12 protein-coding genes and 1 pseudogene are annotated in these 13,455 nt (G+C 71.6%); 8 read left to right on the plus strand and 5 right to left on the minus strand.

Translation table 11 applies throughout. The features are described 5' to 3' along the window. The first annotated feature begins 108 nt into the window (after nucleotides 1–108). From ACGH7X_RS29515 to ACGH7X_RS29525, 3 genes are read left to right on the plus strand one after another with little or no spacing between them, the layout of a single operon-like run. Entirely contained in the window at nucleotides 109–1,317 is a 1,209-nt protein-coding gene (locus tag ACGH7X_RS29515; protein ID WP_399890432.1) for an acyl-CoA dehydrogenase family protein, read from the plus strand. Continuing rightward, nucleotides 1,314–1,712 (plus strand): RidA family protein, encoded by a 399-nt coding sequence (locus ACGH7X_RS29520; RefSeq protein ID WP_399890435.1) that lies wholly within the window; start codon nucleotides 1,314–1,316, stop codon nucleotides 1,710–1,712. Before ACGH7X_RS29515 ends, ACGH7X_RS29520 begins: the two co-directional genes overlap by 4 nt. Before the next feature lie 60 nt (nucleotides 1,713–1,772). Next, on the plus strand, nucleotides 1,773–2,600 hold the full coding sequence (locus ACGH7X_RS29525) for an alpha/beta fold hydrolase (protein ID WP_399890438.1): 828 nt from the start codon (nucleotides 1,773–1,775) through the stop codon (nucleotides 2,598–2,600). Between the two features lie 31 nt (nucleotides 2,601–2,631). On the opposite strand, the gene ACGH7X_RS29530 is transcribed toward ACGH7X_RS29525, so the two are convergent. After that, entirely contained in the window at nucleotides 2,632–2,901 is a 270-nt protein-coding gene (locus ACGH7X_RS29530) for a DUF5999 family protein (RefSeq protein ID WP_399890441.1), read from the minus strand. A gap of 240 nt (nucleotides 2,902–3,141) precedes the next feature. On the opposite strand from ACGH7X_RS29530, the gene ACGH7X_RS29535 reads away from it, so the two are divergent. Then, the gene (locus ACGH7X_RS29535) at nucleotides 3,142–3,585 is read left to right on the plus strand and encodes a DUF6299 family protein (RefSeq protein ID WP_399890444.1); all 444 of its coding nucleotides are present in this window, start codon (nucleotides 3,142–3,144) and stop codon (nucleotides 3,583–3,585) included. Nucleotides 3,586–3,608: 23 nt separating this feature from the next. On the opposite strand, the gene ACGH7X_RS29540 is transcribed toward ACGH7X_RS29535, so the two are convergent. Together ACGH7X_RS29540 and ACGH7X_RS29545 are read right to left on the minus strand one after the other, a co-directional pair. Continuing rightward, entirely contained in the window at nucleotides 3,609–4,637 is a 1,029-nt protein-coding gene (locus tag ACGH7X_RS29540; RefSeq protein WP_399890447.1) for a LacI family DNA-binding transcriptional regulator, read from the minus strand. Further along, a complete protein-coding gene (locus ACGH7X_RS29545) occupies nucleotides 4,634–7,096 on the minus strand; it encodes a glycoside hydrolase family 2 protein (RefSeq protein WP_399890450.1) in 2,463 nt (820 codons plus the stop codon). The genes ACGH7X_RS29540 and ACGH7X_RS29545 overlap by 4 nt, the downstream gene beginning before the upstream one ends. 283 nt (nucleotides 7,097–7,379) lie before the next feature. Between ACGH7X_RS29545 and ACGH7X_RS29550 the strand changes: the two genes are divergently transcribed. The 3 genes from ACGH7X_RS29550 (at nucleotide 7,380) to ACGH7X_RS29560 (ending at nucleotide 10,628) form a co-directional block, all read left to right on the plus strand. Further along, the gene (locus tag ACGH7X_RS29550) at nucleotides 7,380–8,702 is read left to right on the plus strand and encodes an ABC transporter substrate-binding protein (RefSeq protein ID WP_399890453.1); all 1,323 of its coding nucleotides are present in this window, start codon (nucleotides 7,380–7,382) and stop codon (nucleotides 8,700–8,702) included. Between the two features lie 97 nt (nucleotides 8,703–8,799). Continuing rightward, entirely contained in the window at nucleotides 8,800–9,768 is a 969-nt protein-coding gene (locus ACGH7X_RS29555; RefSeq protein ID WP_399890456.1) for a carbohydrate ABC transporter permease, read from the plus strand. Next, a complete protein-coding gene (locus ACGH7X_RS29560; RefSeq protein WP_399890459.1) occupies nucleotides 9,765–10,628 on the plus strand; it encodes a carbohydrate ABC transporter permease in 864 nt (287 codons plus the stop codon). Before ACGH7X_RS29555 ends, ACGH7X_RS29560 begins: the two co-directional genes overlap by 4 nt. Before the next feature lie 36 nt (nucleotides 10,629–10,664). Here ACGH7X_RS29560 and ACGH7X_RS29565 read toward each other — a convergent pair whose 3' ends face one another. Next, nucleotides 10,665–11,510: a DUF2637 domain-containing protein gene (locus ACGH7X_RS29565; RefSeq protein WP_399890462.1), complete on the minus strand. Its 846-nt coding sequence runs from the start codon at nucleotides 11,508–11,510 to the stop codon at nucleotides 10,665–10,667. A 498-nt stretch (nucleotides 11,511–12,008) separates the two neighbouring features. Between ACGH7X_RS29565 and ACGH7X_RS29570 the strand changes: the two are divergent. Next, nucleotides 12,009–12,182 (plus strand): annotated as a pseudogene (locus ACGH7X_RS29570) (TetR family transcriptional regulator); the annotation flags it as partial. A 96-nt stretch (nucleotides 12,183–12,278) separates the two neighbouring features. Here the strand turns inward: ACGH7X_RS29570 and ACGH7X_RS29575 are convergent. Beyond that, a complete protein-coding gene (locus ACGH7X_RS29575; protein ID WP_399890465.1) occupies nucleotides 12,279–13,271 on the minus strand; it encodes a hypothetical protein in 993 nt (330 codons plus the stop codon). Nucleotides 13,272–13,455 lie beyond the last annotated feature (184 nt).

Below are 13,455 nucleotides of genomic sequence, written 5' to 3' on the forward strand. Positions count from 1 at the left end.
CGTGGTGGGCTCGCGCAACGAGCGTATCGTGTTGGTGACGACAGTCAACGGGGCGCGATAACCTCGAGTCCGGCCCGGTGGACAGGGGAGCAGGGGAAGGGACCGGCGATGACCGCATTCTCGCTCGAACCGGCACAACTCACCTGGTGCGAAGAGCTGCGCGGCCTTGCCGCCGAACGGCTGCGCCCGCTCGCGGAGAAGGGCGAGCCGGGCCGCGTCAACCGCGCCCTCGTCGCCGAGCTCGGCACCCTCGGCCTGCTGCCCCGCCTGTTCACCTCGGGTGCGCTCGACCTGTGCCTGATGCGCGAGTCCCTCGCCCACGCCTCGACGGAGGCCGAGACCGCCCTTGCCCTCCAGGGTCTCGGCGCCCACCCCGTGCACGCCCACGGCACCGACTCCCAACGCGCCCGCTGGCTCCCCCGCGTGAGCGCCGGCACCGCGATCGCCGCCTTCGCCCTCAGCGAGCCCGACGCGGGCTCCGACGCCGCGGCCCTGTCGCTGCGGGCGGACCCGGACGCGCGACCGTCCACCGCGGAGGGGGCCGCGTTGGCCGCCGAGCCCGACGGACCTTCCGGCTGGCGCCTCACCGGGGAGAAGTGCTGGATCTCCAACGCCCCCGAGGCCGACTTCTACACCGTGTTCGCCCGTACCACCCCGGGCGCCGGCGCCCGCGGCGTCACCGCGTTCCTCGTGCCCGCCGACCGCCCCGGTCTCACCGGCACCCCGCTCGACATGCTCTCGCCGCACCCCATCGGCGCCCTCGCCTTCGACGCCGTGCCGGTCACCGCCGACGACGTGCTGGGCGAGCCGGACCGCGGCTTCCGGGTCGCCATGGACACCCTCAACCTGTTCCGCCCCAGCGTCGGCGCCTTCGCCCTCGGCATGGCGCGGGCCGCCCTGGACGCCACCCTCGCGCACACCACCGCCCGCGACGCCTTCGGCGGCAAGCTGCGCGACCTCCAGGCCGTCTCCCACCAGGTCGCCGAGATGGCGCTGCGCACCGAGGCGGCCCGCCTGATGGTCTACGCGGCGGCGACGGCGTACGACGCGGGTGCGCCGGACGTCCCGATGCGCGCGGCGATGGCGAAACTCCTGGCCACCGAGACCGCCCAGTACGTCGTCGACAAGGCCGTCCAGCTGCACGGCGCCCGCGCCCTGCGCCGCGGCCACCTCCTCGAACACCTCTACCGCGAGGTCCGCGCCCCCCGGATCTACGAGGGCGCGAGCGAGGTCCAGCGCGGCATCATCGCCAAGGAGCTGTACCGGACGCAGGACGCCCAGACCCAGGACGCCCACACCAAGGAGGCCGGAGCATGACCGCCGAACGGGTGAACCCGCCCGCACTCTCCCCGCCCACCGGCTTCTCCCACGCCGTCGTCGCCACCGGCACCCGCGTCGTCTTCCTGGCCGGCCAGACCGCCCTCGACCCCGACGGCAAGATCACCGCAGACACCCTCCCCGCCCAGTTCGAGCAGGCCCTGACCAACCTCCTCACCGCCCTGCGCGCCGCCGGCGGCACCCCCGCCGACCTCGCGCGCGTCACCGTCTACGCCACGGACGTCGCCGCCTACCGCACCCACGCCGCCGGCCTCGGCCGCACCTGGCGCGAGCTGGCCGGCCGCGACTACCCGGCGATGGCGGTCGTGGAGGTCGTACGCCTGTGGGACGAGCGGGCCCTGGTGGAACTCGACGGCTTCGCCGTACTGCCGTAACTCCCGTAACTGCCGTAGGCCCTACTGCCCCGGCACGCGCACCAGCCCTAGAGTGCCGTCATGCCGGACATCGAACTGAGCGCGGGAACCATCGAGTACGAGGACACCGGCGGCGAGGGACCCGTCGTCGTCCTCCTGCACGGCCTCGTCCACGACGCGACCGTCTGGCGCAAGGTCGTCGCGGACCTGCGCACCGACCACCGCGTGATCGCCCCCACCCTGCCCTACGGCGCCCACCGCCGGCCCATGTCCCGGCCGCCCACGCCCGACCTGGTCAACGAGCTGATCGCGGAGTTCCTCGACCGCCTCGACCTCACCGACGTCACCCTCGTCGAGAACGACTGCGGGCGGGCCCAGACGGTGGCGGCCCGGCATCCCGGGCGGCTCGCTCGGCTGGTGCTCATCGCGTGCGAGGCGTTCGACAACTACCCGCCGGGCCTGCCCGGAAAGATGATCGGCCTCGCCTGCCGGGTCCCCGGCGGCGTCCCGCTGCTGGTCCGCACCCTGGGCCTCAAGCCGCTGCGCCGCCTGCCCGTCGGCATCGGCGCCCTCACCAAGCGGCCCGTGCCCGACGCGGTCGTCGACGGCTGGCTGCGCCCGCTGCGCACGGACCCCGCGATCCGGCGCGACTTCCGGCACTACGGCACCCACGTCCGCCGCGACGAACTGCTGGAGGCCGCCCAGGGCCTGCGGAGGTTCGACCGGCCCGCCCTCGTCGTCTGGGCGACCGAGGACCTGATGATGCCCCGCGCCCACGGCCGGCGGCTGGCCGAACTCCTCCCGCAGGGGAGGCTGGTGGAGGTCGAGGACGCCCGGACGCTGATCGCCGAGGACCAGCCGGAGCTGCTCGCCTCACTGCTGCGGGAGTTCGTCGCCGAGAAGCACTGAGCGCCGCCCGGCGGGAACGAAGGAGGGGCGCTCAGGCAGCCATCGCCAGGCGGCCGCCGGACACCCGGCGCGGCGCGACGACCCGGCCGTCGGGCCGCAGCTCGCCGGTGTCGTCGAAGACGATCGTGCCGTCGCACAGCAGGTTCCACCCCTGCTCGGGGTGGGCGGCGACGAGGTGCGCGGTGACGGCCCGCGCCGAGGGGGACCCGGACGCGGGAGTGCCGGCTGCGGGAGAACCGGCTGCGGCGGAACCGGCTGCGGGAGAGTCGGATGCGGGGCAGGAAGGCCGGTGGGTACACATGGCGCACCTCCACGTCGGGAGACCGTCCCGTCGTCGGGACCGTCGCATGAGAAGACCGTGCGCCCGCCGGGAAGTCATCGCCAAGACCCCGGCGGCAAGCGTGACAACACCCGGACAAGCCGGCGACGGTTCCACGACGGCCGACGCGGACTCGCCACCGAAGGGGTGACGGTCACTGCCGCGGGACCGTCCGCCCGGTACCAGTGGAACCCCCCATTCCGACCGACCGGGAGGTCTCCCATGCCCGTACGATCCGCGGTTCTCGCCACGGCCGCCGGCGCCGCCCTGCTCCTGCTGGCCGCCCCCGCCGCGACGGCGGCCGAGCACGACGCCCGCCTCGGCACGGAGTCGGTGACGGTCGACCCGACCGGCCGCATCGCCGCCGACGGCACCGTCACCCTCACCGGCACCTACCGCTGCACCCCCGGCAGCGGCGCCGTCTTCGTCAGCTCGTCCGTGAGCCAGAGCGACCAGTCCGTCCGGTACGGCGTCGGCGGCACCCGCGCGGTGTGCGACGGCATCGAGCACCGCTGGGCCAACACGGGCACCCCCTCCGCGGACGCCCTCAAGCCCGGCGCCGCCCACGTCGAGGCCACGCTGATGGAGCTGCGGGCCATGGGCGGCCTGCCGCTCCCGAGCTTCCACGCCCGCCACGGCCAGGACGTCACCCTGATCGCGTCCTGAGCACCCGGGGGCCCCGCCCCGCCTCACACCCTGGGCGGGGCCGTCGAGGCGCGCGGCACCAGCGACGGCGTGGCCACCGGCCGGGACACGGCGTCCTGACCCGAGATCACCTCGAACAGCACGTGTGCCACCTGCGCCCCGAACCCGTGCACGTCGTGACTCATCGCCGACAGCGTCGGATGGGTCAGCCGGCACAACTGCGAGTCGTCCCAGGCCAGCAGCGACAGGTCGTCCGGCACGGACACGCCCATCTCGGCGGCCACACCGAGACCCGCGACCGCCATGATGTCGTTGTCGTAGAGGACGGCGGTGGGCCGCTCGGCGGAGAGCAGCAGCGAGCGGGTGGCGCGGGCGCCCTCGTCGCCGGAGAAGCCCGTCGCCACCTGTCGGCTCGCGTCCAGTCCCAGCTCCGCCAGCGTCCGGGCGAACGCCGTCGCCCGGATGGCGCTGTGCCCGAGCCCTTCGGGTCCGCCCACCCGGGCGATACGCCGGTGGCCGAGCGCCGACAGGTACCGCACCGCCTCCGACACCGCCGTGGCGTCGTCCGTCCACACCGAGGGGAGGCCGCCGGTGAGGTCGGGATGCCCGACGGCCACCGCGGGCAGCCCGAGCGCCCGCAGGGGGCCGATGCGCGGGTCGTCCTCGTGGAAGTCCACCAGGACGGAGCCGGAGACCTGGCGCTCCCGCCACCACGTCTCCTGGAGCCCGATCTCCTCCTCCAGGCCGCTGACCAGGCGCAGCAGCAGCGAACAGTGGCGTTCGGCCAGCACGCTCTCGATGCCGGAGATGAACTCCATGTAGAACGGCTCCAGGCCCAGCAGCCGGGCCGGCCGGCAGATGGCGAGACCCACGGTGTCGACCGACTGCCTCGACAGGCTCCGGGCCGAGGAGTTCGGCGCCCAGCCCAGCTGCCGGGCCACCGCGAAGATCCGCTCCCGGGTGGCGTCGGAGACCCCCGGCTTGTGGTTGAACGCCAGCGACACCGCGCCCTTGGACACACCGGCCGCCGCGGCGACGTCCTTGATGGTGACGCGTTCCATGGGTGCGCTCACGCCGGTTCTCCGCAGAAGAGCGCCGCGCGCACCGCGTTGGCGCCGGTCTGGGCGGCTCCCCGCACCCGCATCCGGACCCGCTCGCCGGGGAGCAGCGTGCGCAGCCCGGTGTCGCAGACGGCGCCCGGCCCGAGCCGGTCGGCCTGCAGGAGGAGGTCCCGTACCAGGGTGTGTGCTGTCACCACGACCTCGAGACTACCGCCACCCCCGACGACCGCGGATTCCACCGCGACGTCGTAGCGCGGCACCGGAAGGGCGAACTCCTTGTCCGGGCCGGGGAAGAGGAACGCACGCAGCCCGTCGGCGTCCGCGACCAGGAACTCCTTGCCCGACCGCTCCTCCGGGACCAGCGCCCCGGGCACGGTGACGCGGGCGACGGCACGGCGGCCGGCCGGCGCCTCGACCACCGACTCCGCCACCACGGTGCCGTCCGCGCGCAGCCGCCGCAGGGTGACCACCGCGGGCCACGGCTCGGCGGACTGGTTGACCACCGCGAGCACCGCGCCCGTGCCCGCGCCCGCGCCCGTGCCCGCGCCCGTGGCGCCGCCGGCCTCCGGCTGGAGGGTGAGGAGACGGTCGGCGTAGACCCGGCGCAGCTCGTGCCAGAGCGGCTTGAGCCGGCCGTCGCCGTCCACCGCCGACCAGGAGCTGACCGGCCAGCAGTCGTTGAGCTGCCAGACGACGGTCCCGGCGCACACCGGCCAGTGCGACCGCCAGTGCTCGATCCCCGCGGCGACCGCCCGCGCCTGCACGACCTGGGTGAGGTAGTGCCAGCGGTCGAAGTCGTCCTCGGGCAGGGCGAAGTGGCGCTCCACGCCCCGGTTCAGCTTGCCGTTGCCGTCCTCGGCCCGCTGGTGGTGCAGCATGCCGGGGGAGTCGGGGGCGAGCCGCTGGCCGGGCAGCGCGCGCCGCAGGGTCGCCATCGCGGGCGGTGCCTGCCAGCCGAACTCCGCCACGAAACGGGGCACAGAGTCGCGGTACTCGGCGTAGTCCCGGCGGTTCCAGACCTCCCAGGAGTGATGGGTGCCGTGGGCGGGGTCGTTGGGGTGATGGTCCCAGGAGCCGGACCAGGGACTGCCCGCCGTGTAGGGGCGGGTGGGGTCCAGTTCGGCGACGATGCGGGGGAGCAGCCCCAGGTAGTAGCCCTCGCCCCAGGAGTCCCCGCGCAGGCCGGGCTCCCAGTCCCAGTCGCGGAACCCCCACAGGTTCTCGTTGTTGCCGTTCCACAGCACGAGGCTCGCGTGCGGCATCAGCCGGACAACGTTGTCGCGGGCCTCCGCCTCCACCTCCCCGCGCAACGGCTGCTCCTCGGGATAGGCGGCGCAGGCGAACAGGAAGTCCTGCCAGACCATCAGTCCCAGCTCGTCGCAGACGTCGTAGAACGCGTCGTCCTCGTAGATCCCGCCGCCCCAGATCCGCACCAGGTCGACGCCCGCCTCCGCCGCCTGCCGCAGCCGGGTGCGGTACCGGGCGGGGGTCACCCGGGAGGGGAAGACGTCGTCGGGGATCCAGTTCACCCCGCGGGCGAAGATCCGTACGCCGTTCACCACGAGGGTGAACCCGGTGCCGTGCCCGTCCGGGGAACGGTCGAGCTCGACGCTCCGGAAACCGATCCGCCGCCGCCAGGAGTCCAGCGGCCGCTCCTCGTCGCCCTGCTCGAACAGCGTCAACCCCAGCTCATACAAGGGCTGTTCGCCGTATCCCCGCGGCCACCACACCTCGGGCCCCGGTACGTCGAGGACGAGCACCGCGCTGTCGCCGGTCACCGTGGCGCTCGCCGTCACGCCGGTCACCGAGCCACGCACGCCCAGCGGTCGCCGGTGCCCCGCCCCGGTGCGCTCCAGATCCACGTGCGCCTCCACCCGTCCGGCGCCGTCCGTGACGGTCACGACGGGACGCACCCGCGCCAGCCGGGCGGTCGACCAGTGCTCCAGCCGGACCGGGCGCCAGATCCCGGCGGTGACGAGGGTGGGCCCCCAGTCCCAGCCGAAGCCGCAGGCCATCTTGCGGATGTACTGCGACGGCTCGGGATAGACGTTGGGCCGCTCGCCCGTCACCTCGCGCACGCGCGCGGCCTCGTCGTAGGCCGAGTCGAAGGCGACGCGCAGCTCGCCCGTGAGGCCGGTGACGTCGAAGCGGTGGGTGCGGTGCATGTTCCGGGTCCGGCCCAACTCGCGCCCGTCCAGGGTGATGCGGGCGGCCGTGTCCAGCCCTTCGAAGACCAGGTCGGTGCGCTCGTGGTGGCCCGCGGCCGCCTCGGCCGCCGGCAGGTCCCGGCGGTACGTCCAGGCCTTGCGGCCCACCCAGGCGACCTCGGGCTCGGCGAGGTCCACGTACGGGTCCGGGATCAGGCCGGCGGTGAGCAGGTCGGTGTGGACGCAGCCGGGGACCCGGGCGGGCAGGAGGGTCCCCTCGTGGTGGAGGCTCCAGCCCTCGGTGAGCTGGGTGACGTCCTTCATGTACGGCTCCAATCGGCAGACAGGGGGGAAGAGTCCGGGTTCCGGGAAGGCGACGCGGCTCAACTTAGCCCGCGATCTATAAACCGGTCTAGTCCTTGAGGTGAACAGACCGCACCCGGATATCCCCAGGCGGGACTTGGTGTTGACCCTGATGCGCGCCCCGGGCAGGTAACGATTGGATATCGCGCAGAAACTTGCAGCTTTACCGGTTCAACTCCGGCTGACATAGTGCCGGGCATCCACCGCACAGCCCGAGCCGTAACCCTTGAAAGGAGTTGGGCACATGGGGAGGAAGTCGCTGAGCGCCGCTCTGCTCACCACCGCGATGCTGACCGTCGCGGGGTGCGGCGGGGGAGGCTCGCCGTCCTCGAACGAGACCGCCACCGCTCCGTCGGATCCGGGCGCCGTCTCGGGCACCATCACCGTCCTGACCCACCGCACCGACCTCGTGCAGGACGGCACGATGAAGAAGTACGCGGACGAGTTCCGCAAGACCTACCCCGAGGTGAAGGTCGAGTTCGAGGCCATGACCGACTACGAGGGGGAGGTCAAGATCCGCATGAACACGGAGGAGTACGGGGACGTCCTGATGATCCCCGCGGCCATCGCCAAGGGCGACTACCCCAAGTTCTTCGCGCCGCTCGGCGACACCGGCTCGATGCGGGACACCTACCGTTTCACCGACAAGACCGACGTCGACGGCCGCACGTACGGCATCGCCACCTTCGGCACCGCCAACGGCTTCGTCTACAACAAGGCCGTGTGGAAGCAGGCCGGCGTCACCGAGTGGCCGACCAGCCCCGCCCAGTTCCTGGACGACCTCGAAGCGGTCGGCTCGAAGACCGACGCCGTCCCGTACTACACCAACTTCAAGGACGGCTGGCCGCTCAGCAGCCCCTGGACCAACAGCGTCGGCTCACCCAGCTGCGACACCAAGGCCTCCGACAAGCTCGCCTCCACGCAGGAGCCGTGGGCCGAGGGCAGCGACCTGAACGTGATCGACACGCTCCTGTACGACATCGTCCACGACAAGCTCTCCGAGAAGGACCCGAGCACCACCAACTGGGAGAGCTCCAAGACCCTGCTGGCCAAGGGCGAGATCAGCAGCATGCTGCTCGGCTCGTGGGCGATCACGCAGATGCGGGACGCGGCCGAGAAGGCCGGTGAGAACCCCGACGACATCGGCTTCATGCCCTTCCCGGCCCAGAAGGGCGGGCAGTTCTGCGCCACGCTGCTCTCCGACTACCAGCAGGCCGTCAACGTCCACTCGGACCACAAGGACGCGGCACGCGCCTGGATCGACTGGTTCACCGAGAAGTCCGGCTACGCGGACACGGAGGGTGCCGTCTCCGTCCTGCGCTCCGCCGCCCTGCCGAGCACGCTGAAGTCGTACATCGACAACGATGTCAAGCTGATCGAGCGCTCCGAAGCCGACACGGCCGAGGTCAACGCCATCGACAACGCCTCCGAGATCGGTCTGGCCAAGCAGGACTACCGCCAAAAGCTCGTCGACATCGCCCGCGGCGCCGTGGACGGCTCCCGCGAGGACTACTTCGCCGAACTGAACAAGCGCTGGGCGGAGGCCGCCCGGACCGCCGGCTCCTGACCCCCGCGGACGCCGGGGCCCGGTCCCCCTCCTGACACGGGACCCGGGCCCCGGCCGCCGGCCGCTCACCGCGGACGACGAAAGGCCATGGCCCACGATGACCCACACCCTGCGTACCCCCGCGCCGGCGACCGCGAAGACCGCCGGCCGAGCCGGACGGCGCACCCGCCGCCGCCTGACGGGCGCCGGCCCCGGAGACCGCCGGCCGCTGCGCCGCCTCACCCCCTGGCTGTTCCTCCTCGCGCCCCTGGCCCTGCTGATCACGTTCACCTACGTGCCGGTGGGCAACATGCTGTACTACAGCTTCACCGACTGGGACGGCGTCAGCCCCGACCGGAACTACGTCGGCGCCGACAACTACACGCAGTTGTTCACGCGTCCGGAACTCTTCCGTGTCTTCGCGGTGAGCCTCTACTACCTGGTCGCGTCGGCCGCACAGATCGCGATCGCCCTGTACTTCGCCACCGTCCTCAGCTTCGACCTGCGCTTCAGGAACCTGTTCAAGGGCATCCTGTTCTTCCCGTACCTGATCAACGGGGTCGCGATCGGCTTCGTCTTCCTGTACTTCTTCCAGGACGGCGGCACCCTCGACTCGATCCTGTCCTGGTTCGGCGCCGACACCGGCCACGCGTGGCTGGGCAGTCCGGAGTCCGCCAACACCTCGCTCGCCGGCGTGTCCGTCTGGCGCTACACCGGCCTGAACTTCGTCCTGTTCCTCGGCGCGATCCAGTCCATCCCCGGCGAGCTGTACGAGGCCGCGCAGCTCGACGGCGCGACCAGGTGGCAGCAGTTCCGGCACATCATCGCGCCGAGCATCCGGCCGGTGCTGAGCCTCAGCGTCATCCTGGCGGTCTCCGGCTCGCTGTCCGTCTTCGAGATCCCGTACATCATGACCGGCGGCGCGACCGACACCTCGACCTTCGTCATCCAGACCGTCAAGCTCGCCTTCCAGTTCAACAAGACCGGCCTGGCCTCCGCCTGCGCCGTCGTGCTGCTGCTGATCATCCTGCTGGTCACCTGGATCCAGCGCCGCCTCGTGCCCGACGAGAGGGTCGACCTCGTATGACCACGAACGCTTCCCGACGGCCCGCGCGGCGCCGGCGCCCGGGTGTCGCCACCGCGCTGACGTACCTGTCGCTGGTCGTGGCCTCGCTGGTGGTCCTGATCCCGCTCGCCGTGGTCTTCCTGACGTCCCTGAAGTCCTCCGGCGAGGTCGCGGACGGCCGTGGCGCCCTGGCCCTGCCGGAGGACTGGCTGAACTTCTCCAACTACGCCACGGCGTTCACCGACGGCCACATGCTGACCGCCTTCGGCAACACGGCCTTCATCCTGCTGTTCTCCATCACCGGCACAGTGATCATCGGCTCCATGACGGCGTACGCCATCGACCGCTTCGAGTTCCGCTTCAAGAAGCTCGTCATGGCCCTGTTCCTGATCGCCACCCTGGTGCCGGGCGTGACGACCCAGGTCGCCACCTTCCAGGTGGTCAACAGCTTCGGCCTCTTCGACACCCGCTGGGCCCCGATTCTGCTCTACATGGGCACCGACATCGTGTCGATCTACATCTTCCTGCAGTTCATCCGGGGTATTCCGAGGTCGGTGGACGAGGCCGCGCGGATCGACGGCGCCCATTCCTTCACCATCTACCGGAAAATCATCTTTCCACTGCTCAAACCGGCGACCGCGACGGTCGTCATCATCAAGGGAATCACGACCTACAACGACTTCTACATTCCGTTCCTCTACATGCCCTCGGAGGAACTGGGCACCATTTCGACCGCGTTGTTCCGCTTCAAGGGGCCTTTCGGCGCCCACTGGGAGAACATCTCGGCCGGAGCCGTCCTGGTGATCGTCCCGACCCTGGTGGTGTTCCTGTTCCTCCAGCGCTACATCTACAGCGGGTTCACGCGCGGCGCCGGCAAGTAGAGCCGCCGGCCGCCGCCGTGGTGGGTGCGTGACGGCTCAGGGCCGCCTCCTGGGTCCCGGGCCGGGCCGCGAAGGGCGCTGGGCGTTCTGCCGCTGCTGCGGAAGGGACACCGGGTCGGGGGCCGCCGTGCCCGACGGCCCCTCGCCCGGCACGGCCGCGGCGCGCTGCCGGTGGCGCGGCACCGCCCGCCGGGGCGGACGGGTGAGCGTGATCTGGCGGATGACCTGCTGGAAGCAGACCAGCGAGGCCAGTCCCGGCAGGGCGGCGGCCGCGCCGTCGCTGAGTGTTCTGGGCGCCTCCGCGATGCACAGCAGCATCGCGATGGCCGAGAACAGCAGGACGACGGCCCAGGAATGCACCGCGCGGCGCTGGTGCAACGCGGCCCGCAGCACCGCGAGCGAGGCCACCAGCCAGGGCCCGTAGACCAGCAGCGGCCACCAGGAGACGACGCTGCCGCGGGTGCGGGTCACGGCGGCCAGACGCAGCGGTTCGTAGGCCACCATGCCGCCGAACAGGCTCACGGAGGCCGCGATGACCGCGGCGAGCGCGGCGACGAACAGGCTCGCGGCGCGCAGCCGGCTCACCTTTCTCCCTCTGCGGACCCTTCGGTGACTGGTCGGCGACTCTCTCAACGGGGGCAGTTCCGCCGTGATTTCCTGAAGGTTGCTCAGCGGTGTGCCCGGGGCGGGGGTGAGCGCCGAGGTGTCCGTCGCGTGCGGGACGCCGGTCTGCTGCTCCATCGCGTCCTGAAGCAGGAACGCGAGCTCCTCGGCCGGGTCCCAGCCGGGTTCGGGCGGAACCAGGGTCTCGTGGAAGGCTTCCTCGGGCGCCCGGTGCCGGCCGGTGCCCGTCGTGCGGAACGAACCTTCGCCGTACGGCATGTGGGGGTACGTGTGTTCTTCGTGCACGACGCGCGGGTCACTCCGCCCGGGTGTACGTCAGGGAGCCCTGCGCCCGGCCCCACCGCTCGGCGAGGCCGGTCTCCAACTCGGTCATGACGTCCAGGAACCGTTGCAGGACGGGCTCGGTCACCCGGAGAGGAACGGGGTGACCACCTCTGGTCAGAGTTCCGTCGCTCGGTGACGGACAGTGATTTCTGCCGGGCCTGTAGGTGTACGGGCCAAGCGCCGTCAATTCCCCGTGTTCCTCGGTCATATCCGAAGTAACGTCTGCCTACTCCGTCGGATGCGCGGCAGTCGAGTGAACGATTTCTGCGATACTTACGCAATCCAGAATTCACACCGGTTCGCGCGGGCCCTTGTACGAAAAGCGGCGAAGGGTGCGCCGAATGGCGGAGCGATGGTCACCCTCGGTAAGCGGCAGGGCATCCGGGGACAGATCGCCGCGGCCCAGGCGGCGGGCAAGACCGGCGACGCACCGCCGACCGGGCGGACCGGCACCTCGTCATGCTCCGGGACGGCGCGATGACAGCCGGCTTCCTCTTCGACCCCGAACTGGTCTCCGAGACCTTCCTGTACGCCGTCGAGGAATCCTGCACGCGCGCACGGCCTCGACACCTGTGCCGAGCACGCCCGCCCCCCGGATCGCGCTGAAGTTGTGGTCGAGGTCCAGGTCACCGGCTCAACCGCACGCCCCCGGGAGCGTGCGCACGACCGTGGCCCAGCACCTGAACTCGTGAAGACAAAGCGTCAGCACCAACGGGTGCGCGGGCAGTTCCAGCCGTCCCCGCCGTCCCCGCCGTCCCCGCCGTCCCCGCCGGACGAACCTCCGGAGCTGCCCGAGCTGTCCGGCAGGCCGTTCGGGAAGGTGCTGTTGCGGTTCTGGTCGCTGGGGAAAGGGTCGCGGTAGTCGGGGTCGCCGTCTTCGTCCTGGTCCGGCAGGCGGAGGCTGTCGCCATCCTCCCGGTCGGGCCCCGGGCAACCGTTGTCCGGGTGGGTCAGATCCAGGGTCACCCGGGTGTCGATGGTGACGTCCGAGCCCTCGGCGGGGTCGGTGACGCACACCCGCCAGTCGTCGTACTCGCCCTCGTCGGGCAGTGTGTCGTTGAGATACGCCGTGTCCGCCCGTACGTGGTCCTCCGGGACGATGTCGAGGTCCAGGACCTCCTTGTGCGCGGTCTTCCAGGTCTTCCAGACCAGGTCCGACATCTTCGGCCACGGGATGGCTCCGCCATCCGCCTCGGGGCACGGTGCGCCCGTCTGTACGGCACCGAAGTCGATCGTCTCGGTGTCGGACGACGTCCAGCCGGTCTTCTGGAAGCAGACGGTCCAGTTGGACCGCATCCAGATGCGCTTGTCGTCGTCGGCCGCGTTGTGGTCGTCCACGCCGAAACCGGCGGCCTCGGCCTTGTCCCCCGCCTTGTCCAGCCGCAGGCCCCGGTAGTCGGCGGCCTTCGGCCGGGGCTTGGGTGCCGGCTCCCCGCCGGTCCCGGTAGTCGAGGGCGTCGGCAACGCCAGAGTGTCGACCGCACGCCCCTTCCCGTCCGCCTGGGCCACGGAAGAGGCCGCGTCCTCGGGCCGGTCCGGGACGACCGCGCCGAGCAGCGCCATGGCCCCGATGGTGGCGGCCACCTTCACACCCTTCTGCCAGGGATTGTCCTTCCAGACCAGGACGATCGCGAAGACCAGCAGCAGGAAACCGAGAAACGTGTTGACCAGCCCCAGCAGGGGCACGCCGAGCACGAAGCCGACGCGGGCCGGGGTGGTCAGCCACCACCGGGTGCCGGGAGCCGCGGGGCGGCGAGAGGGTCGGGGTGTCGGAGGGGCGGGCGGTGCATGGGCGGTGTTCTCTTCTTGAGCAGGGTCGTGGCGGCCGTGAGGTGAAGTCGCTCCGGCTGTCGGTCCGTCGGTCGAGCGACGGCATCGT

The organism is Streptomyces sp. BBFR51 (assembly GCF_044591655.1).
Classification (GTDB): Bacteria; Actinomycetota; Actinomycetes; order Streptomycetales; family Streptomycetaceae; genus Streptomyces.